The 20166-nt window shown below is 65.3% G+C and carries 17 protein-coding genes, 1 tRNA gene and 1 other RNA gene; 12 read left to right on the top strand and 7 right to left on the bottom strand.

Annotated elements, in window-relative coordinates; genetic code table 11:
- Positions 1-61: 61 nt before the first annotated feature.
- The 7 genes from ACCQ07_RS12410 to ACCQ07_RS12380 all read left to right on the top strand — a co-directional run bounded on the left by ACCQ07_RS12410 (position 62) and on the right by ACCQ07_RS12380 (position 6293).
- The gene (locus tag ACCQ07_RS12410; protein ID WP_011347775.1) at positions 62-1045 is read left to right on the top strand and encodes a lytic transglycosylase domain-containing protein; all 984 of its coding nucleotides are present in this window, start codon (positions 62-64) and stop codon (positions 1043-1045) included.
- A 506-nt stretch (positions 1046-1551) separates the two neighbouring features.
- Positions 1552-2196, top strand: coding sequence for a ubiquinol-cytochrome c reductase iron-sulfur subunit (gene petA, locus ACCQ07_RS12405; protein ID WP_071117200.1), 645 nt, complete (start codon positions 1552-1554; stop codon positions 2194-2196).
- Complete coding sequence (locus ACCQ07_RS12400) at positions 2196-3455, top strand: cytochrome b (RefSeq protein ID WP_008571315.1); 1260 nt, start codon at positions 2196-2198, stop codon at positions 3453-3455. Before petA ends, ACCQ07_RS12400 begins: the two co-directional genes overlap by 1 nt.
- Positions 3448-4206: a cytochrome c1 gene (locus ACCQ07_RS12395; protein ID WP_014090392.1), complete on the top strand. Its 759-nt coding sequence runs from the start codon at positions 3448-3450 to the stop codon at positions 4204-4206. The genes ACCQ07_RS12400 and ACCQ07_RS12395 overlap by 8 nt, the downstream gene beginning before the upstream one ends.
- Before the next feature lie 409 nt (positions 4207-4615).
- Positions 4616-5251, top strand: coding sequence for a glutathione S-transferase N-terminal domain-containing protein (locus tag ACCQ07_RS12390; protein ID WP_005915265.1), 636 nt, complete (start codon positions 4616-4618; stop codon positions 5249-5251).
- 78 nt (positions 5252-5329) lie between these two features.
- Positions 5330-5770: a ClpXP protease specificity-enhancing factor gene (locus tag ACCQ07_RS12385; protein WP_008571311.1), complete on the top strand. Its 441-nt coding sequence runs from the start codon at positions 5330-5332 to the stop codon at positions 5768-5770.
- A 190-nt stretch (positions 5771-5960) separates the two neighbouring features.
- Positions 5961-6293, top strand: coding sequence for a hypothetical protein (locus tag ACCQ07_RS12380; protein ID WP_008571310.1), 333 nt, complete (start codon positions 5961-5963; stop codon positions 6291-6293).
- A gap of 192 nt (positions 6294-6485) precedes the next feature.
- Here ACCQ07_RS12380 and ACCQ07_RS12375 read toward each other — a convergent pair whose 3' ends face one another.
- Together ACCQ07_RS12375 and ACCQ07_RS12370 are read right to left on the bottom strand one after the other, a co-directional pair.
- Complete coding sequence (locus tag ACCQ07_RS12375) at positions 6486-6866, bottom strand: DUF3301 domain-containing protein (RefSeq protein WP_031423075.1); 381 nt, start codon at positions 6864-6866, stop codon at positions 6486-6488.
- Positions 6867-6942: 76 nt separating this feature from the next.
- A non-coding RNA gene (locus ACCQ07_RS12370) (sX9 sRNA) lies at positions 6943-7019 on the bottom strand.
- A gap of 189 nt (positions 7020-7208) precedes the next feature.
- On the opposite strand from ACCQ07_RS12370, the gene ACCQ07_RS12365 reads away from it, so the two are divergent.
- A complete protein-coding gene (locus ACCQ07_RS12365) occupies positions 7209-11603 on the top strand; it encodes a DEAD/DEAH box helicase (RefSeq protein ID WP_372363365.1) in 4395 nt (1464 codons plus the stop codon).
- Here the strand turns inward: ACCQ07_RS12365 and ACCQ07_RS12360 are convergent.
- Entirely contained in the window at positions 11543-12148 is a 606-nt protein-coding gene (locus tag ACCQ07_RS12360; protein ID WP_218559017.1) for a DNA-3-methyladenine glycosylase, read from the bottom strand. The genes ACCQ07_RS12365 and ACCQ07_RS12360 overlap by 61 nt on opposite strands.
- Positions 12149-12460: 312 nt before the next feature.
- Between ACCQ07_RS12360 and ACCQ07_RS12355 the strand changes: the two genes are divergently transcribed.
- Both ACCQ07_RS12355 and ACCQ07_RS12350 read left to right on the top strand, forming a co-directional pair.
- Positions 12461-14119, top strand: coding sequence for a methyl-accepting chemotaxis protein (locus ACCQ07_RS12355; protein ID WP_372363363.1), 1659 nt, complete (start codon positions 12461-12463; stop codon positions 14117-14119).
- Between the two features lie 11 nt (positions 14120-14130).
- Positions 14131-14640 carry a chemotaxis protein CheW gene (locus ACCQ07_RS12350; protein WP_011347768.1) on the top strand — a complete coding sequence of 170 codons (510 nt, stop codon included), beginning with the start codon at positions 14131-14133 and terminating at the stop codon, positions 14638-14640.
- 42 nt (positions 14641-14682) lie between these two features.
- Here the strand turns inward: ACCQ07_RS12350 and ACCQ07_RS12345 are convergent, their stop codons facing one another.
- From ACCQ07_RS12345 to ACCQ07_RS12330, 4 genes are all read right to left on the bottom strand, one after another.
- Positions 14683-15789: a sensor domain-containing diguanylate cyclase gene (locus ACCQ07_RS12345; RefSeq protein WP_031423069.1), complete on the bottom strand. Its 1107-nt coding sequence runs from the start codon at positions 15787-15789 to the stop codon at positions 14683-14685.
- A 282-nt stretch (positions 15790-16071) separates the two neighbouring features.
- Positions 16072-16248 carry a hypothetical protein gene (locus tag ACCQ07_RS12340; protein WP_008576117.1) on the bottom strand — a complete coding sequence of 59 codons (177 nt, stop codon included), beginning with the start codon at positions 16246-16248 and terminating at the stop codon, positions 16072-16074.
- Between the two features lie 149 nt (positions 16249-16397).
- A tRNA-Ala gene (locus ACCQ07_RS12335) sits at positions 16398-16473 on the bottom strand.
- 92 nt (positions 16474-16565) lie between these two features.
- A complete protein-coding gene (locus ACCQ07_RS12330) occupies positions 16566-16967 on the bottom strand; it encodes an H-NS histone family protein (RefSeq protein WP_003485983.1) in 402 nt (133 codons plus the stop codon).
- Positions 16968-17186: 219 nt separating this feature from the next.
- Here ACCQ07_RS12330 and ACCQ07_RS12325 point away from each other — a divergent pair, with 219 nt between their 5' ends.
- Entirely contained in the window at positions 17187-17363 is a 177-nt protein-coding gene (locus ACCQ07_RS12325; protein WP_011347760.1) for a DUF3606 domain-containing protein, read from the top strand.
- Positions 17364-17377: 14 nt separating this feature from the next.
- A complete protein-coding gene (ligD, locus tag ACCQ07_RS12320) occupies positions 17378-19996 on the top strand; it encodes a DNA ligase D (RefSeq protein WP_008576121.1) in 2619 nt (872 codons plus the stop codon).
- The last annotated feature ends 170 nt before the right edge of the window (positions 19997-20166 follow it).

Below are 20166 nucleotides of genomic sequence, written 5' to 3'. Positions count from 1 at the left end.
GCGCTGCTCCAGACGCTGGCCGACACTTGGCAAGCCCTGGGCAAGCTGGGACACTCCGCGCATGAAGGGGATGTCAAGATTGCTGGGGCTGATGCTCGTCACGTTGTCGGCTGCGCCGGTCAGCGCCGGCACGCTGTACAAGTGCGTCGGCGCTGACGGTATCACCAGTTACCTGAGCAAGCGCCAGAGCGGCTCCACCTGCAGCGTCATCAGCAGCTATACCCCCGATCGTGCGGCCCGCCGCCTGCCGTCATCTCCCTCGGCCGGGCGTCTGGCCGTCAGCCCCGCGCCCCGCATGGCCAATGTCGACAGCGGCGCGCCGGCCACCATTATCAGCCAGCCAGTCAGCCAGCCGCCGCGGCACGCTGCAGAGGTCGCTTCGGCGCCGGCTCCGCGTGCCTTGCCGGAGTCGTCCGTCTCGGTCGTCACACCGCCAGCGGCAGCAGCAACCAATCCGCGCCGGGTCGTCAGCGGGCAGGTTTACTCTTATATGAAGGACGGCGTGCGCCACTACACCAGCGCCCGGCCGCGCCAGGTCGCCAGCATCGAAGGCCTGCGCACCATCCATTACAGCTTTATCGAAACCTGCTACGCCTGCGGTGCCAAGCCGGGGGTCAATTTTGGTGCGATCCGACTCAACACCAACGCCTATCAGCAGGAAATCGCAGCGGCGGCGCGCGAGTTCGGGGTGGAAGAATCGATCGTGCGCGCAATCATCCACGCCGAATCGGCCTACAACCCGCTTGCGCTCAGTCGTGCCGGCGCGCAAGGCCTGATGCAGTTGATGCCGGGCACCGCGCGCCGCTTCGGTGTCAGCGATGCCTATGATGCAACGCAAAATATTCGTGGCGGCGTGCAGTATCTGTCCTGGCTGCTGAAACGCTTCAATGGCGACCTCACCCTGGCCGCTGCCGGCTACAACGCCGGCGAGGGCGCAGTCGACCGTTACGGCGGCGTACCGCCGTATAGCGAAACCCAGCGTTACGTGCAACGCGTGGGCGTATTGGCCGGCCGCTATCGTGGCCAGGCCACAGCAGCCAACTAAAGCGGCTGGCAAAACGCCCGTGCAGCCGCCCGGCGGGCGCGGCCGGTGCTCCTGGCATGTCATAAGCACCGCGGCGTCTGCGCGATCCATTCCCGGCCCTCTCCTTGACGTCTTGGTCGCTGCTCTTGGGAACCTTTGCCACGGCGCTGCGCCGAGTGCGGTGGGGCAAGTGCTTCGGTCTCCGCAACATCGGTTGCAGCGCCCATAGCCAGTCGCGAACGATCGTATTGCTGCGCTTGCACCATATCCACGCATCCACCGCACGCGCGCATTGCCGTTGCAGCCCACGCAAGGGCACTACGTCACAGCCATCCGTCTCCCACGCGCGTTGAACTCCATCGGATCGGCTGCCGCTTGCATGGGCCGTTGCATCGCATAGGGCCGACTGCGTACATTGCGTTGTCTGTGCATTAAGCGTTCCGCTACACTGCGGTCGATTCATCGCGGCTGGACCCCCCGCCAGCCGTTGGCAGCCTCACGCTACCTAATCAAGATCGGAGAGCCGGATGGCCAACGATGGGGTTAACGCACCTGCTGATATCGGGCGTCGTCGGTTTTTAACCGCGACAACGGCCGTGGTCGGTGCGGTCGGAGCAGGATTCGTTGCAGTTCCGTTCGTGAAGTCGTGGAATCCCAGTGCGCGTGCCAAGTTGGCTGGCGCACCGGTCACCGCCGACATCAGCGCCTTGCAGGAAGGCCAGCGCATGGTCCTTGAATGGCGCGGTCAGCCAATCTGGATCGTCAAGCGCTCCAAGGCCATGCTCGACGCGCTCCCGTCGCTGGACGACCGGCTCAAGGACCCCAAGTCCGAGAACAAGGATCAGCAGCCGGAGTACGTGCTGAAAAACCCGGAATATCGCTCGATCAAGTCCGACATTTCGGTGCTGGTGGGGCTGTGTACGCATCTGGGTTGCTCGCCGGAGATGGTCGCCGAAATCCGCCCCGAGCCTTACGACCCGCAGTGGAAGGGCGGTTACTTCTGCCCTTGCCACAAGTCGCGCTTCGACATGTCTGGCCGCGTCTTCGACGGCGTGCCGGCACCGATCAATCTGCTGGTGCCCCCACACCACTACGTGGACGACAACACCTTGGTGATCGGCGTCGATCCTGACGATGCCGGTGTGTCGGCCAAAACCACGGGGGCTGCCTGATGAGCAATGTTCTGGTCCGTACCGCCAATGGCGTGTTCGATTGGGTCAACGAGCGCGCGCCCGGGCTGATGCCCATGTACCGCAAGCACATCAGCGAGTACTACGCGCCGAAGAACTTCAACCTCTGGTACTACTTTGGCTCGCTGGCCATCGTGGTGCTGGTCAACCAGATCGTCACCGGCATCTTCCTGACGATGCACTACAAGACCAGCGCCGCCGATGCATTCGCTTCGATCGAATACATCATGCGCGACGTGGAGTGGGGCTGGCTGATCCGCTACATGCACAGCACCGGTGCCTCGCTGTTCTTCATCGTGGTGTATCTGCACATGTTCCGCGGCTTGATGTACGGCAGTTACCAGAAGCCGCGCGAGCTGGTGTGGATTCTCGGCATGCTGATTTACCTGGTGCTGATGGCCGAAGCCTTCATGGGCTACGTGTTGCCGTGGGGGCAGATGTCGTTCTGGGGCGCGAAGGTGATCATCTCGCTGTTTGGCGCCATTCCGGTGATCGGCAATGGGCTGACCGAATGGATCATGGGCGACTACCTGCCCGGCGATGCCACGCTCAATCGCTTCTTCGCCTTGCACGTGATCGCACTGCCATTGGTGTTGCTGCTGTTGATCGTGCTGCACATCGGTGCGCTGCACGAAGTGGGTTCCAATAACCCGGACGGGGTGGACATCAAGAAAGGTCCAAAGGGCAATCGCTGGGATGCGCACAAGCCGGCCGACGGCATTCCGTTTCATCCGTATTACACGGTCAAGGACCTGGTCGGCGTTGGATTCCTGCTGTTGATCGCTGCCTTCATCATCTTCTTCGCGCCGGCGTTCGGCGGCCTGTTCCTGGAGCACGACAACTTCACCGAAGCCAACCGGCTGGTGACGCCGGAGCACATCAAGCCGGTGTGGTACTACACGCCGTACTACGCCATGTTGCGCGTGGTGCCCAACAAGCTGGGCGGGGTGCTGGTGATGTTCTCGGCCATCGCGATCCTGTTCCTGGTGCCCTGGCTGGATCGCGCCAGGGTGCGCTCGGTGCGCTACCGCGGCTGGATTTCCAAGCTGGCGTTGGGCGTGCTGGTGGTGTGCTTCGTCTGGCTGGGCGTGATCGGTTCCGGCCCCGGCACTGACGCGCACGAGACCTATGTCGGGCGCGTGCTGACCTTCCTGTACTTCGCCTTCTTCATCACCATGCCGGTGTGGACGCGGCTGGACAAGACCAAGCCGGTTCCGGAGCGGGTGACGACCCATGACTAATTCCAACGTGACGTCATGGAAGTCGCGCGTGGTCGCCTTGCTCTGCGGCCTGGTAATCGCTGGTGGTGCGATGGCGGCCGAAGGCGGGGCGGTGCAGCAAGCAGGTAATGACTTGAGCGATCGCGCATCGCTGCAACGTGGTGCGCAGTTGTTCATGAACTACTGCTCCGGCTGCCATTCGTTGAAGTACCTGCGCTATTCGCGCATGGCCAGCGATTTGGGCCTGAGCGAAGAGGAGGTCATGACCAATCTCAACTTCACCGGCGCCAAAGTCGGCGAACATATCGAAGGCACCATGCCGCACGACGCGGCGACCAAGTGGTTCGGCAAGGCGCCGCCGGATCTGACCTTGATTGCACGCGTGCGCGGTACGGACTGGGTCTACACCTATCTCAAGTCGTTCTATCTGGACCAGACACGCCCGCTGGGCTGGAACAACAAGCTGTTTCCGAACGCCTCCATGCCCAACCCGCTATGGGAGTTGCAAGGCCTGCAGCAGGCGCAATTCGGCCCGGCCGACAAGGCCACCGGCGACAAGCCGGTAGAGGCATTGAAGCTTGGGCAGCCAGGGCGTCAAACACCGGTGGAATTCGACCAGACCGTGCGCGATATCGCCAACTTCCTCGAGTATGCCGGCGAGCCGGCCGCATTGAAGCGCCAAAGCATGGGCGTGTGGGTGGTCCTGTTCCTGGCGCTGCTCACCTTCATCGCTTATTTGTTGAAGAAGGAATACTGGAAGGACGTGCACTGAACGCTGCGTAGGCCGTCATCGGCTGCGGGAGCGAACAATGCAGTGCAGGGCAGGCAGGTATCGCAGGTGCTTGGGATACCTCTATTTGTCGCCGAGCCTTGCGGGCGCTCCCAGCAGAAAGCGCTAGCCCCCACCTCCCGTGCGGAGAGGGGGCGGGCTGATGGTTGGCAAGCGAACAGCATGTCGATCGGGGCCGTCAGCGTAGATCCCTGCAACAGGGTTGCAGCGCCCACATCTCCTGCGGTCCCGCGGGAGCAGCGCAGTAGCTGGCTTATCGGAACATTAATAAGCCCTATCACTCTTGGCTTTTGCGTGACGTGATTGCACACTCGATAGACCGTGGTGACTGTCGGCGTTGGGCCGGCCGCGCCGATGCGGCCGGCGGATTCCGGTCGTCGGAGAGCCTTGAATGGCGACGAGTGTGCGTATGCGGAATACCTTGACTTTGTTTTCGTCCAACGACGACGTGTTGTGCCACCGGGTCCGTCTGGTCCTGGCGGCGAAAGGGGTGACCTACGACCTGGTGCCGGTCGACCCGCAAAATCCTCCCGAAGATCTGATCGATCTCAATCCCTATCATTCGGTGCCGACGCTGGTCGAACGCGACCTGGTGCTGTACGCCGCCTCGGTGGTCAGCGAATACCTGGACGAGCGCTATCCGCATCCGCCGCTGATGCCGGTCGACCCGCTTTCGCGCGCGCGTCTGCGCCTGGCGATGTTGCGCATCGAGCATGACTGGGTGCCGCAAGTGCAGGCGATCCAGCTCGGCAACAAGACGCAGGCCGAGGCCGGCCGCAAGCGTCTGAAAGAACTGCTTACCGCCTCGGTGCCGTTGTTCAAGGCCAGCAAATTCTTCCTCAATCCGGAAATGAGTCTGGCCGATTGCGCGATGGCGCCGATCATCTGGCGACTGGACGCGTTGGAAATCAGCCTGCCCAAGGACGGTAAGGCGATCGAGGATTACGGCAACCGGATCTTCCGCAACCCGGGCTTTATCCGCAGCCTGACCGATCAGGAAAAGAAGCTGCGCGATCTGCCGGGCTGATGCGACGGCTGTATGCCAACAGACCGACTTCCGATCGCGTGGCCGCCGCGACGGGCCATGTGCGGGTAAAATGACGCAATGAGCGAAGATTTCCCCCGCATGACCAGCCATCGCCCGTACCTGTTGCGGGCCTTGGTCGAATGGATCAACGACAACGGCATGACGCCGCACGTTTTGGTGGATGCCGGCCTGCCCGGTGTGCAGGTGCCTGCCAGTGCCGTCAAGGACGGTCGCGTCGTGTTGAATATCGCCGAGCGTGCCGTGGTCGGCCTGCAGGTGGACAACGAAAGCGTGAGCTTTACCGCGCGCTTCGGTGGCGTGAGCCACCCGGTGATGGTGCCGATGGCCGCCGTACTGGCGGTCTATGCGCGCGAAACCGGGCAGGGCATGGCGCTGCCGGACGACATCCCCGGCACCAACAGCGAGCCGCCGGATCCGGGCTCGCCCCCACCGAGTGCGCCGACGCCGGACGAACCGTCCAGCGGTGGCAAGCGCCCGCATCTTCGCGTGGTGAAGTAAGGACAGCACACCACACGCCTGCGCCGCCGCAAGGCGAGTGCAGGCCGGTGCGTGGAATCAGCAGGGACCACGTGTAAGCTGAAGTTCCTGCGTGCCGTCCACGGCTACCGGTGACGGCGTCCCAGGTTCTGTTGGCTGCGCTGAAAGCGGCAAGCGTATGACCTGCAGACTCGCCAAGTGGAGGGTTCGATTGCACGTAGAGCGCACCCGTCATGTCGATTGCAGCGCGCCGGATCCGTCCGGCGCACTCGACGACGCGTACGAGTACGACATCTATCGCTTCGTGGATGGCGAGCGTTGTCTGATTGCGCGCAGCTACATCGACACGCCGCGTGAGGCGCATTTTCTCAGCATGGAAATTGCCGGCAAGTCGCGTCTGTTGAAGGATGCCGACCTGCTGGATCCGCTGTGGCTGTTCGCCCAGGCGCAGCTGCGTCGAGAGGGCAAGCTGCAATTGTGCTGGCTGAGCGGCAGGGACAATGGCTACGAGCCCGTTCCCGCGGATTCGACGTCTTTGGAATGAAGTGGCCGGCTGTGTGGAGTGCCGCCGACTGATGCAATGGCCAGCCGCGTGCACAGACGGCGACAGCGCGCAGCAACAGCTCGATGATTGCTGGAATCCAGAGGGAAGCTGGCCGGCCAATCGCCGTAACCCAGACAGGTGAAGCTGCAGGTATGTCAGGTGTCAGCGCGCGGTGAGCTGCAGCTGCGCGCCTCACTCCAGACGCTCTTGCTCCGGGTGCAATGCCCTGACGGTAGCGACCTGCGGCCCGGTGAAGGCAATCAGTTGATCGCCGCGCAGCACCAGCTTGCCGCTATGGCGATCCACGCCGTCGTAGGAATAGTCGAAGCGGAAGGTGCGCTCGAAGCCCAGCCAGCCGCTAGGCATCCTGCACACGCGGATATTGGTGGAATGCACGCTCTGGTCCAGCCATTGCACGTCGGCCGCGCGGCAGGCATTGCGGCCAAGAATGTCGGCGCGTTCGGCAGCCGCGCGCGAGGAGTTCCAGAAGGCGAACAGCGCGGCGCCGGCGATCATGAAAAGAATCAGGCTGGGCATGCCGCCAATGTGCCACGGCACGTGGCCGGCGGACAATCGCCGGGCCGGCGCCGCAACGTTGCGAAGGCGTCGCCTTGCCGACGGCAGAGGCCGCCACCATTGCGCTAAGAGCGGCTAACAAAACCTAGCGAGCAGCTGTCAGGTGGGCGCGGACGGCGCGCTCAGAACCGGAGTGTACGAGTGGTACATGCCGATTCCGAGCACCGGCCGCGCCCGCCTGGCGGCTGTGCAGTCGTTTTGTAGCCGCGCTAAATCGTTCACTGCCGGCCTGGCCCGTGGCTTGTCTGGACCGCTGCGCAGCCCCATTGATTGTGGTTCCCGCCGAGTTACATCCGCGCGCCTTGCCGTCATGATGAGCAATGGTGTCGGGCATTGCCAATGCATCCTGTCCTGCAACACTTCCATCCTGTGGTCGCTGCGTGGTTCGCGCAGACCTTCGCTGCGCCGACACCGGCGCAGGTCGCCGCGTGGCCGGCGATCCAGGCCGGACGCCACACGCTGGTGGCCGCGCCGACCGGCTCGGGCAAGACGCTGACGGCCTTCTTCGCCGCCATCGATGCATTGATTCGCGACGGGCTGGCCAATGGCGGTGCGTTGCCCGACGAAACCCGTGTGGTCTACGTCTCGCCGTTGAAGGCCTTGTCCAACGACATCCACCTCAACCTGGACGCGCCCTTGCAGGGCATCCGTGCGGCGCTGGTCGCAGGCGGCTTGCCGGATGTGCCGATTCGTACCGCGGTGCGTACCGGCGATACCCCGCAGCGCGAGCGCGCGCAGGCGCGTCGCACGCCGCCGCATATTCTGGTGACCACCCCGGAGTCGCTGTACGTACTGTTGGGGTCGGCATCCGGGCGCGCGTCGCTGCAGCATGTGCGCACCGTGATCGTCGATGAAATCCACGCGGTGGCGTCGGACAAGCGCGGCAGCCACCTGAGCCTGACGCTGGAGCGCTTGCAGCGGCTGGTCGCGCAGCCGATCACGCGGGTGGGGCTGTCGGCCACCCAGAAGCCCATCGAAACGGTGGCGCAATTCCTGGTCGGTGTCGACGCAGACGGCGTGCCGCCGCCGTGCGAGATCGTCGATATCGGCTACACACGCAAGCGTGATCTGGCCCTGGCGTTGCCGCCCACGCCGCTGAGCGTGGTGATGTCCAACGACCAGTGGCTGCAGGTGTATGCCGATGTGGCTGCACTGGCGCAGCAACATCGCACCACGCTGGTGTTCGTCAACACACGGCGCATGGCCGAACGCGCGGCGCGGCATCTGGGCGATCTGCTCGGCAAGCAGCGCGTGTCGGCGCATCACGGCAGCCTGTCGCGCGAGACGCGCCTGCTGGCCGAGCAACGGCTCAAGGCCGGCGATCTCACGGTGTTGGTGGCGACCGCATCGCTGGAACTGGGGCTGGATATCGGCGATGTCGATCTGGTCTGCCAGCTCGGTTCGCCGCGCTCGATCGCCACCTTCCTGCAACGCGCCGGGCGGTCCGGACACAAGGTCGGCGGTACGCCCAAGGCGCGCCTGTTTCCGCAGACCCGCGACGAACTGGTCGAATGCGCCGCGCTGCTGGACAGCATCCGCCGCGGCGAACTGGATGCCTTGCGCATTGTGACGGCGCCGGTGGATGTGCTGGCGCAGCAGATCGTTGCCGAAGCCGCATGCGAAGACTGGGACGAAGATGCGCTGTTCGCGCTGGTGCGGCGCGCGTGGCCGTTCGCCGGGTTGAGCCGTGCCACCTTCGACAGCGTGGTGCGCATGTTATGCGATGGCTTCAGCACCCGCCTCGGTCCGCGCGCCGGGTATCTGCATCGCGATGCCGTGCACCGGCGCCTGCATGCACGGCGCGGTGCGCGCATGACGGCGCTCACTTCCGGCGGCACCATTCCCGAAACCGGCGACTACAGCGTGGTGCTGGAACCGCAGGCCGAAAAGATCGGCACGGTGAACGAGGATTTCGCCGTTGAAAGCCTCACCGGCGATGTGTTCCAGCTCGGCAATGCGAGCTACCGCATCCTGCGCGTGGAGGCCGGGCGCGTGCGCGTGGAAGATGCCAAGGGCGCGCCGCCGAACATTCCGTTCTGGCTGGGCGAAGCGCCGGGTCGCAGCGATGAGCTCTCTGCGGCGGTGTCGCGCCTGCGTGGCGAGATTGCCGCGCGGCTGGACACCGCGCCGCACCAGGCGGCGCGCGACTGGCTGCAGCGCGAGCTGGAGATGTCCGCCGAAGCGGCGCGGCAACTGGTGGATTATCTGGCAAACGCTTGCACGGCATTGGGCGCGATGCCCACCCAGCAGTGCCTGGTGATGGAGCGCTTCTTCGATGCCAGCGGCGGTACCCAGCTGGTCATCCATTCGCCGTACGGCAGCCGCATCAATCGTGCGTGGGGGCTGGCGCTGCGTAAGCGCTTCTGCCGCACCTTCAATTTCGAATTGCAGGCGGCGGCCACCGAAGATGCGATTGTGTTGTCGCTGTCGACCAGTCATAGCTTTGCGCTGGAAGAGGTTGGCCGTTACCTGCATTCGTCGTCGGCCGAGCATGTATTGATCCAGGCATTGCTGGACGCACCACTATTCGGCGTGCGCTGGCGCTGGAACGCCACCAACGCGATGGCGCTGCCGCGCTTCAGTGGCGGCAACAAGGTGGCGCCGCAGTTGCAACGCATGAAGTCCGAAGATTTGCTCGCCACGGTATTCCCGGACCAGGTGGCCTGTGCGGAGAATCTGGTCGGCGAACGCGAGGTGCCCGACCACCCGTTGGTGGCACAGACGCTGGAAGATTGCCTGCATCACGCCATGGATAGCGACGGCTGGCTGCAGGTGTTGCGCGGCCTGGAATCGGGCGCGGTGACGCTGGTCGCGCGCGACCTGGCGGCGCCGTCGCCGCTGGCCGCCGAAGCCTTGAATGCGCGTCCGTATGCATTTCTCGACGATGCGCCACTGGAAGAACGCCGTACCCAGGCCGTGCAAAGTCGCCGCTACACGCCGCAGACCAGCGACGACCTGGGCCAGCTCGATCCGCAGGCGATTGCCGCAGTGTGCGAAGAGGCCTGGCCACAGCCGCGCGATGCCGAAGAAATGCACGAGGCATTGGTGGTGCTGGGCGTGTTGCCGGTCGCAGAGGCTACCGACGCGCAGTGGCAGGCATGGTTGGCCGCGCTGGCCGCAGCGGGTCGTGCCAGCTGCATTGCCTTGCACGGCAGCCCGGCGCTGTGGGTCAGCGCCGAGCGTATCGACTGGTTCTTGCCGTTGTATCGGCAAGCAACTGTGCAGCCGCCGTTGCAGGCGCCGGCCGATTGCCGCGTTGCCGACTGGCAGCGCGACTGGGCGGTACGCGAACTGCTGCGCGGGCGCTTGTCCGCGGTCGGCCCGGCACAGGTGCCGGCCTTGTCCCACGCATTGCAGGTGCCGGAAGCAGAAATCGCGCTCGCACTGGCGGCCTTGCAACGCGAGGGCTACGTCATGGCCGGGCAGTTCAATGCGCATGTGCAGGGCGAAGAGTGGTGCGAGCGCCATCTGTTGGCACGCATCCACCGCTACACGCTGGGGCGCCTGCGCCGCGAGATCGAACCGGTATCGCAACGCGATTACGCGCGTTTTCTGTTCGAGTGGCAGCACGTGGACAGCAGCAGCCGGGTGGCCGGGCCGGATGCGCTGGCCGGTGTGGTGGGGCAACTCGAGGGCTTCGAGGCGCCTGCGGTGCTGTGGGAGAGCGAGCTATTGCCGGCGCGCATCCGCGACTATCAACCGGCCTGGCTGGACGAGTTGTGCACTGCCGGGCGCACGCTGTGGGCACGCCTGCGGCCCGGCGGCGGCCGCAGCGGCGCTGCACTGCGCAGTACGCCGATCGTGCTGCTGCCACGACGCGAAGCGCAGCGTTGGAGCGCGTTGGCGCGCGATGCCGACGACGCGCCATTGGGCTCCCGCGCGCAACGGGTCATGCAGGTGCTGCAGCAGCAAGGCGCGCTGTTCTTCGACGAAATCGCCGACGCGGCACATCTGATGAACACCGAGCTGGAAGATGCCTTGAGCGAGCTGGTGATGCGTGGCCGCGCGCATTGCGACAGCTATGCCGGCCTGCGCGCGCTGCTGGTGCCGGCGTCCAAGCGGCCGTCGGCACTGTCGCGGCAGCGTCGCCGTGCCAGCGCACTGGGCATCCGCGATGCGGGCCGCTGGGCGCCGGTGCGGGCGCTGCCCGACCTGCCGCTTGCCGAAGCCGCGCAGTGCCATCAGGACACGCTCGAACACGTCGCGCGCACGCTGCTGCGGCGCTACGGCGTGGTGTGCTGGCGGCTGCTCGAACGCGAGGCCGCATGGCTGCCGCCATGGCGGGAATTGCTGCGCATGTATCAACGGCTGGAAGCGCGTGGCGAAATCCGCGGCGGGCGGTTTATCGCCGGGCTGTCCGGCGAGCAGTTTGCGTTGCCGGACGCGATTGCGGCCCTGCGCCGTGTGCGCGCGCAGCCGTTGCCGCAGCAATGGATCTGCGTCAGTGCCAGCGACCCAAGCAACCTGCTCGGCAGTCTGCTGCCCGGCGAGCGGGTCGCGCGCGTGCCGGGCAACCGCGTCGCTTCGCTGGATGGGCTGCCGATGGCGGTCTGGGCGGCAGACCGCTTCCAGGCCTTGCAGGAGCTCACCCCCGAGCAGGCCGAGCAGGCGTTGCGTCTGCTACAGCGCGGACCGGGCGCGGCCGAGCAATCGCCGATGGAGCGCTGGTTGGCTCAATCGCCGGCAAGCACCGTGGCTTTCCCGGTCGCGCGCGGAAGCGGACGCGACACATAGCGGCTATCTGCAACCACCCACCGCCAGGGCGCATCCACGGCCTTGCGGATGCCGATGCGCGGCGTTGCCACTGGATGGGAGGGGGGCGGCACGCCGTCGTCTTCGATCCAGAGCCGTGCGGCCGCAGTGCTGAGATCCAGCCCATTGTCGGCGGCGGTCACGCCGAACGCCTGCGCCAGGCGGCCTGGGCCGGTGGTCAAGGCGGTGACCGGCGCGGCGCCGCGCGCGGCCTGCATGCGGTCGATACCGTCCAGCGGTTCCAGTGCGCGGAGCAGCACCGCATGCCCGGGCGCACCGCCGCAGACCGCATTGATTGCCCAATGCATGCCATAGATGAAATACACATACAGGTGCCCCGGCGCACCGAACATCACCCGCGTGCGCGGAGTCATGCCGCGGAACGAGTGCGCGGCCGGGTCGTCGCTGCCGCAGTAGGCTTCCACTTCGGTGATGCGCCCGCGGCGTCCGTCCGCACTGACCAACACCTTGTTGAGCAATTGCGGCGCGACGTGGCGGGCATCGTGGGCATAGAACGTGCGGGGCAAGAGCGTTGCAGGCATGGCCAAAGCATAGCTGCGCGGACGTGATGTCCCAGCGGTGTGGCCTGGACAGCGCACGTGCGGGGGTAGGGTTTTTCCGAATATGGGCGGTGATGAGCGCGTGATCTGTCACAAAAGCGCAGATTCGATTTGATGAATAGGCACTCCGGCCCTGGATGCATCTCAAGCGCGTTTTGTCGTCGCCGATAGCCATTAGCGATGGGTTAGACCCGCCGTATCGCCATGCGCGGTACGCGCAGCGCCATCGCCTTCCTGTAGCGCATGTCGCCCACGCATCCTTCTTGAGAGAACTCCCCAATGTTAGGCAACTTCAGAATCGGAACCAGACTGATCGTGGCATTCCTGATCGTCTCGGCCATCGGCGCATGCATCGGGTGGGTGGGCTATTCCAACTCCGGCCGCATCAGCGCGCTGTCGACGTCGTTGTACGAGCGCGAGTTGCTCGGCATGTCCCATGTTAAGGAAGCCAACATCAACCTCATCTATGCCGGCCGCGCGCGCGCCAACCTGTTGTTGGCCAGCAGTGCAGAAGAGCGCCAGTCGCATGTGCAGAACATCGACAAATACACCGCCAAGGTGGTCGATCACATGGCCCGTGCGCGGGAGAGCTTCCAGAGCGAGGAAGGCAAGAACAAGCTGGCGCAATTCGATCGCGCCTGGCAGAAGTATCTGGACGAGCGCGGCCGCTTCATCGAAGTCGCCAACCGCGAAGCGTTGCGCGAGGCCAATCCGGAACTGGCCGCGCTCTCGCGCGCGGTACGCGCCAGCTCGGACGAAGTGGATAACCTGATGACCGACCTGAGCGGCCTGCGCGAGCGCAGCGCCGCGGCGGCCAACGCCGAAGCCGATGCGATCCACACACGCAGTTCCAGGCTGTTGGTGGCCATCATCTGCAGCGGCGTGTTGCTCGGTGCCATTCTCGGCGTGGTGATCAGCCGCAGCGTCACCGGGCCGATCCGCCGCGCGGTGGCGGTGGCCAACGGCTTGTCGGAAGGCGATCTCACCATGCACATCGATGTGCATGGCCGCGACGAAACCGCGCAACTGCTCGAAGCGATGCGCACCATGGTCGGGAAGCTGTCGCAGGTGGTCGGCGAGGTCAATACCAGTGCCGAAACCCTCGCCAGCGCGTCGGAAGAAGTCAGCGCCACCGCGCAGTCGCTGTCGCAGGCGGCCAGCGAACAGGCCGCCGGTGTGGAAGAAACCAGTGCGTCGCTGGAGCAGATGACCGCATCGATCAGCCAGAACACCGAGAACGCGCGCATCACCGACGGCATGGCCACCCAGGCCGCGAAAGAAACCGTGGAAGGCGGCGAAGCGGTGGTGGCCACCACCCAGGCGATGAAGCAGATCGCGCAGAAGATCGGCATCATTGACGACATCGCGTACCAGACCAACCTGCTTGCGCTCAATGCCGCGATCGAAGCCGCGCGCGCCGGCGAACATGGCAAGGGGTTTGCCGTGGTCGCCGCCGAGGTGCGCAAGCTGGCCGAACGCAGCCAGGTGGCCGCGCAGGAAATCGGCGAGGTGGCCAGTTCCAGCGTGGAATTGGCCGACCGCGCCGGTCGTTTGCTGGATTCGATCGTGCCCAGCATCAAGCGCACCTCCGACCTGGTGCAGGAAATTTCCGCCGCCTCCGAGGAGCAATCTTCCGGCGTCAGCCAGATCAATTCGGCGGTCGTGCAGTTGAGCCAGACCACCCAGCAGAACGCCAGCGCATCCGAAGAGCTGGCCGCCACTGCCGAGGAAATGAGCGCGCAGGCCGAACAGCTGCAGCAGAGCATGGCGTTCTTCCGGCTGGGCGGGCAGGGCGCGCCGACTCCGCCGCCCAAGCGCGGCAAGCAGGTCGCTGCGCGTCCGGCGCGTGCGGCGGGTACGCGTGGCTGGCGCAGCAACGCAGCGCCGGCGTATGCGATGTCCGAGGGCCCGGACGAAGGCCAGTTCGCGCGTTTCTGAGAGAGCGACCAATGACCGCACCGACGCTTGATGTGATGCCCGGCGATGCCGATGTCGCCGCGCAATATCTGACCTTTCAACTGGATGGCGAAACCTTCGCCACCAGCATTCTCGGCATCCGCGAGATCATTCAATACCGCGCTCCCACACCGGTGCCGTCGATGCCGGATTGCGTGCGCGGGGTGATCAATCTACGCGGCGCGGTGGTGCCGGTGGTGGACCTGCAATCGCGGCTGGGGCGCGCAGACAGCACGATCGGCAAACGCAGCTGCATCGTGATTGTGGCCACCGAACAGGCGCAGGGCACGCAGGTGATTGGCGTGCTGGTCGATGCGGTCAATGCAGTGATCGAACTGGCCGATCAGGACATCGAAGCGGCGCCGTCGTTCGGCACGCATATCCGCCGCGATCTGCTGCGCGGCATGGGCAAGGTCGGCGAGCGCTTCGTGGTACTGCTGGAGATGGAGCAGGTGCTGCAGGTGGACGAGATCGCCGGAAACACCGACGCACTGGCGGCCTGAGCGACAGCCGTGCAGCAGGGCGATCGGCGCAGTCTGCGTCGATCAGGCCCGCAGCTGCCAACCGTCGAAGCCGTGCACGCGGTTGCGGCCATCGCCACGCGCCTGCTGCAACGCGTGCCGCGCACGGGCCAGCAGGGTATTGCTGTCGAGCGCGGTTGGCGTGGCAACGTCCACCACACCTGCGCTGAGCGTCAACGGGCCGGTGGGCCAGTGCGCGTCTTCCACTGCCTTGCGCAAGTCTTCGGCAGTGGCAAGGGCTGCAGATGCAGCGGTCTCCGGCAGCGCCACGCAGAATTGATCGCAGGCCAGACGCGCCACGAGTGCGTCAGCCGGAAGCTGCGCTTCCAGCAATGCAGCCACCTGAAGCAAGGTGGCATCGGCCGCTGCCGCGCCGGCCTGCAATTTTTGCCGCTTGAAGCCGTCCAGTTCGAGCAGCATGAAACCCAGGGGCGCATCGGCGGCAGAGCTGGGCGCGTCGGCAAGCGCGTGCAAAGCGTGCTCCAGCCCGGCGCGATTCCATCGCCCGGTGAGCGCATCGCGCAGTGCATCCAGCTCCACCAGCCGCGCGGCCTGTTGCAGTTCGATGGTGCTGACGACTTGCCTGGCCAAGGCTTGCAGCGCGTCGCGCTCGGTCACCGACAGGCGCCGCGGAACGCGATCCAGCACGCACAGGGTTCCCAGTGCGATGCCGTCCGGGGTCAATAACGGCGCGCCTGCATAGAAGCGGATCTGCGGCTCGCCTGTCACCAGCGCGTTGCGCGCAAACCGCTTGTCCAGGTGGGTATCGCCGACTTCCATCACCTGATCGGGTTCGAGGATGGCATGCGCGCAAAACGACAATTCACGCGGCGTCTCGCTCTGCTGCATGCCGAGCCTGGATTTGAACCATTGCCGATGGGTATCGACCAGCGAGATCAGCGCCATCGGCATCCGGCAGAGCGCGGCTGCGATCGAGGTGAACGCGTCGTAGCTCGGCTCCGGTGCGGTGTCCAGCAGGCGGTAGGCATGCAGTGCCTCCACGCGCTCATCTTCGTTGGCCGGCAGGCGCGCCCCCGGAATGGCGTTGACGCCTCCTGGCAGTAACGTTGCCTGGATCAGGTTCAACGCGGGTGCATCGGGTATCTGCATGCAAAGCACCACCGGGAACAAGGCGCCATCAAGGCGATGAGGGTTTGACGCGACAACGCACTGGCCGATGCGACTGCAACCTTGGCAAGGCACCGGTTCCCAGGGCAGCGGCATATCGGCGAGCGCCTGTCCGGATCTTGCCACAGGAACGCGTGGCTGGCCGGTGCCGGGCTTTCAGTCCCACGGACGCAGCGGTCTCAGCTGCACGACAGGGTGCAACGCGCCGCTGGCGATGCAGCAGGGAAGTTCACCGCATCGGCGTGCCGCGGCGCTGCCCGATGCCAGGCAGCATGCTTGGCCAACTCACTCTCCCTGGCCAGCCTTGCCGGTGGGGCGACGGCTTTGCTCGTCGTGCACCTTCAGGTCTTCCTGGCCCGGGCGTTGCTTGGCGGCATCGTCGTGCTTGCGGTCTTGCTGGCTCTCGGTCACGCCGTGCGCATCGTCGGCGACGTCATCGGGCTGCTGGTCTTTCTTGCTCATGGTGTGGTCCGCTGTGGAGTGAAGCCGGACGTTAGCGCGCGCGATGTGATCCCCACGCCACGGCGACCGGCCGGCCCTGCACCGCAACACCCTCAAAACGCGCAAGCCCCGGAAACATGACGTCTCCAGGGCTTGTGCGTTTGACTCGATGGTGGAGCGGAAGGGGATCGAACCCTCGACCTTCGCGATGCGAACGCGACGCTCTCCCAGCTGAGCTACCGCCCCACGTGCTTCGATTCTACCCACAAGCCGCGCGGTTCGCCAAGCGAAGGGCGCGGCCGACGGTGCGAGGCGGCACTGTCGTGCGGGCTATCGCCTTACTCGCGAACCAGCGGAAACTTGAGGTCCGGGTTCTTGGCCTTCCATTCCTTGTACGACACCGACCCTTCCCAGGCAGCGAAAGCCTTCGGCGTGCGGCCACGACCGGACCAGGTTTCGCCGGTGTGCGGTAGCTCGTACTTGGGCTTCACTTCGCTGCGGCCGCTCTTGACCACTTCCTTGCGCGCGGCAGTGGTGCCCAGGTAAGCGGCAATGTCGTTGCGCTGCTTGGTGTTGAAGTGACCGGCGAACTGCTCGAGCAGCGAAACGATGGTGGCATGCGCAGAGGATGCCTCGCTCGCGCGCTCGGTTTTCTCCTGTTCTTCCAGCTTCTGCAATTCGTCCAGCAGCTTGGCTTTGGCTTGCGCGATGGAATCCAGTTTCGAAGAGGTATTGCTCACAGAGGTATGGCCTCGGAATAAGAGTGGACACGCCGCCCCAAGGGCGCGCGACATTATGGCATGTGGCCCGGGAGCGGCCGTTGTGGAACAGGGGCTTGCACATGGCGTGAACAGGCCTTTCACGACGCCTGTTCGAACGCTTTCGCATTGTCGCTACGGGCGCTGCTGGGCCGAAGGCTCACGTTAGCAGACCCGACCACGACGATACAGGAGCATGTCATGAGTGACGACAAACGCAACGTCGGTTCGCCAGACCGCGACCGCATCAACGTCAATGAAGCCTATGAGCTGCAGTACTGGACCAAGACCCTGGGCGTCAGCGCCGAGCAGTTGCGCGCGGCCGTGCAGAAGGTGGGGCCAATGGCCGCCAGCGTACGCCAGCACCTGGGCAAATAAGCGGAAGGTCCGTCATGAGCCTGAGCGAATATCGCCGCAAGCGCAGCTTTAACAAGACCCGCGAGCCGGAGCCGGGCAAGGCCCTGCCGCCGGGGCAGCGTGCGATCTTCGTGGTGCAACTGCACCACGCCAGCCGCCGCCATTACGACTTTCGCCTGCAGGTGGGCGATGCGCTCAAGAGCTGGGCGGTGCCGAAGGGGCCCAGTTACGACCCCAAGGTCAAGCGCATGGCAGTGGAGGTGGAAGACCACCCGGTCGATTACGCCAGTTTCGAGGGCGAGATTCCCAAAGGCGAATACGGCGGCGGGCATGTGGCGCAGTTCGATCATGGCGTGTGGGCCACCGCGGGCGACCCCGAAGCGCAATTAGCCAAGGGACATCTGCGCTTTGAGTTGTTCGGCAACAAGCTCAAGGGCGGTTGGCATCTGGTGCGCTCGGGCAAGCCGGCGCGGCAGCCGCAGTGGCTGTTGTTCAAGGACGACGATGCCTACGCCGGCACGTTGGAGGCCGATGACCTGCTGGCCGACGTCGCTGCCGCGCCTGCCGAGGATGTACGCCGCGCAGGCGCCGGCAAGACCCAGCGCAAGGCGCTGACGACCGTGCCGCCGCCGGCGGCGAAGAGGCGTGGTACCTGGGCGAAACAGGCGCTGGCGCTGAGCAATGCACGTCGCGCCGAGATGGAAGATGCCCCGTTTGCACCGCAGCTGGCCAAGCTGGGGCAGTCCCCGCCAGAAGGGGCGCAGTGGCTGCATGAAATCAAATGGGACGGTTATCGCATCCTGGCCACCGTGACCAACGGCAAGGTGAGGCTATGGTCGCGCAATGCATTGGAGTGGACCGACAAGACGCCGGAAATTGCCGATGCCATCCGGTCGCTGGGCCTGCGCAGCGCGCAGATCGATGGCGAACTGATCGCCGGACGCGGCACCAAGGACGACTTCAACCTGCTGCAGGCCACCTTGTCCGGCGAGCGCCAGGTGCCGCTGGCGCTGGCGGTATTCGACCTGTTGCATGTGGACGGGGTGGACATCAGCGAGGCGCCGCTGCGCGAACGCAAGCGGCTGTTGCAGCAGGTGCTGGAGGCTGCACCTCACACGCATCTGGCCTATAGCTCGCACGTCGAAGGCGATGGCACCGAGGCGTTCCGGGTGGCCGGGCAACAGCACTTCGAAGGCATCATTTCCAAACGCGCAGATCGCCCGTATCGCGATGGGCGTAGCGACGATTGGCGCAAGACCAAGCAACTGGCCAGCCAGGAGTATGCGGTGGTCGGCTACACCGCGCCCAAGGGCAGCCGCAGTGGCTTCGGCTCGCTGTTGCTGGCCGCGCCGGATCCGGTGCATGGCTGGTTGTACGTGGGCCGTGTGGGCTCCGGGTTCTCCGATGCCTTGATGCGCGAGGTCACCCCGCAACTGGAAGGTGGCGGGCGCAAACCCACCGCGCATATTCCCACCGAAGACACCGACCTGCGCGGCGCCACCTGGTTTGCGCCGCGCTTTGTGGTGGAGGTGTTCTATCGCGGCATTGGTGGGCAACAGTTGTTGCGCCAGGCCTCGTTCAAGGCGCTGCGCCCGGATAAGCGCATCGCCGATCTGGCCGACAGCGATGCCGGAAATGGTCCGGCTACACCGTCCTCTGCCAGGCGTTCGGCAACAACGCGTGCTGCCAAAGACGCAGCAACGCAGGCGCCCAAACGTGCAGCGACGCGGGCAACAGCGCCTGCGCGCAAATCTGCGGTTGCCACACCTTCCTCGGCTGCGCTGCCGACGCTGTCCAGCCCGACCAAGCTGATCTACCCGGATATCCGCGCGACCAAGGGCGATGTCTGGGACTATTACCAGGCGGTGATGGACCACCTGTTGCCGCAGATCGTGGGACGGCCGCTGTCCATCATCCGCTGCCCCAGCGGCGCGGAAAAACCGTGTTTTTTCCAGAAGCACCATACTGCCGGCCTCGAGCGAGTGAGCTCGGTCAAGCTGACCGAAGAGACCGGAACCAACGCGTATTACCTGGTGGTCGAAGACGCGCCTGGCCTGCTGGAACTGGTGCAATTCAATGCGCTGGAATTCCACCCCTGGGGCTCGCATGCGGACCGCCCGGATGTGGCCGACCGGGTGGTCTTCGATCTCGATCCGGGCCCGGACGTGCCGTTTGCCGAGGTCAAACGTGCGGCCAACGATATTCGCAAGCTTTTGGCGCAGCTTGAGCTGGAATCGTTCCTGCGTGTGTCTGGCGGCAAGGGGCTGCACGTGGTGGTGCCCCTGAACCCCGGCTGCGATTGGGAGGTGACCAAGCGTTTCGCCAAGGGATTTGCCGATGCCCTGGCGCAGGCGCAGCCGCAGCGGTTCATCGCCACTGCCACCAAGCGGCTGCGCAACAAGCGCATCTTCGTGGACTACCTGCGCAACGGCCGTGGCGCCACCGCGGTTGCGTCCTATTCGTTACGCGGCCGCCCGGGGGCGCCAGTCGCGTTGCCGCTGGCGTGGTCGGACCTGTCCAAGCTGCAGCGCGCCGATGCATTCACCTTGCGCGATGTCCCGGAGAAGCTGCGCCGTCGGCGCAAGGATCCCTGGGCAGACATGGACGGCATCCGGCAAAACCTGGCGCGCTGGGCAGAGCAGGACGAGGAGTGACGTGCTACGGCGCAGAGAATGCCGGCATCGCCGCGCGGGTGCGACCGGTAATGAAATCGCCGTGCGACGCAGGCGCTTCGCAAGGTCCTCACGCCTTCCAATACTGCTTGCGAGGCGGTCTTCGCCGGCTCGGCGCCGCCTGTCCGCATCTGACGAAGAGCCCGCATCGC

This window comes from Xanthomonas sp. NCPPB 3583, assembly GCF_041475715.2.
GTDB lineage: Bacteria > Pseudomonadota > Gammaproteobacteria > Xanthomonadales > Xanthomonadaceae > Xanthomonas > Xanthomonas euvesicatoria.
This window is presented reverse-complemented; position numbering and strand designations above follow the sequence as displayed.

Coding starts and splice junctions, on each gene's coding strand:
- ACCQ07_RS12410 (WP_011347775.1), top strand. CDS start 62: ATGAAGGGGATGTCAAGATTGCTGGGGCTGATGCTCGTCACGTTGTCG.
- petA (WP_071117200.1), top strand. CDS start 1,552: ATGGCCAACGATGGGGTTAACGCACCTGCTGATATCGGGCGTCGTCGG.
- ACCQ07_RS12400 (WP_008571315.1), top strand. CDS start 2,196: ATGAGCAATGTTCTGGTCCGTACCGCCAATGGCGTGTTCGATTGGGTC.
- ACCQ07_RS12395 (WP_014090392.1), top strand. CDS start 3,448: ATGACTAATTCCAACGTGACGTCATGGAAGTCGCGCGTGGTCGCCTTG.
- ACCQ07_RS12390 (WP_005915265.1), top strand. CDS start 4,616: ATGGCGACGAGTGTGCGTATGCGGAATACCTTGACTTTGTTTTCGTCC.
- ACCQ07_RS12385 (WP_008571311.1), top strand. CDS start 5,330: ATGAGCGAAGATTTCCCCCGCATGACCAGCCATCGCCCGTACCTGTTG.
- ACCQ07_RS12365 (WP_372363365.1), top strand. CDS start 7,209: ATGCATCCTGTCCTGCAACACTTCCATCCTGTGGTCGCTGCGTGGTTC.
- ACCQ07_RS12355 (WP_372363363.1), top strand. CDS start 12,461: ATGTTAGGCAACTTCAGAATCGGAACCAGACTGATCGTGGCATTCCTG.
- ACCQ07_RS12350 (WP_011347768.1), top strand. CDS start 14,131: ATGACCGCACCGACGCTTGATGTGATGCCCGGCGATGCCGATGTCGCC.
- ACCQ07_RS12340 (WP_008576117.1), bottom strand. CDS start 16,248: ATGAGCAAGAAAGACCAGCAGCCCGATGACGTCGCCGACGATGCGCAC.
- ACCQ07_RS12325 (WP_011347760.1), top strand. CDS start 17,187: ATGAGTGACGACAAACGCAACGTCGGTTCGCCAGACCGCGACCGCATC.
- ligD (WP_008576121.1), top strand. CDS start 17,378: ATGAGCCTGAGCGAATATCGCCGCAAGCGCAGCTTTAACAAGACCCGC.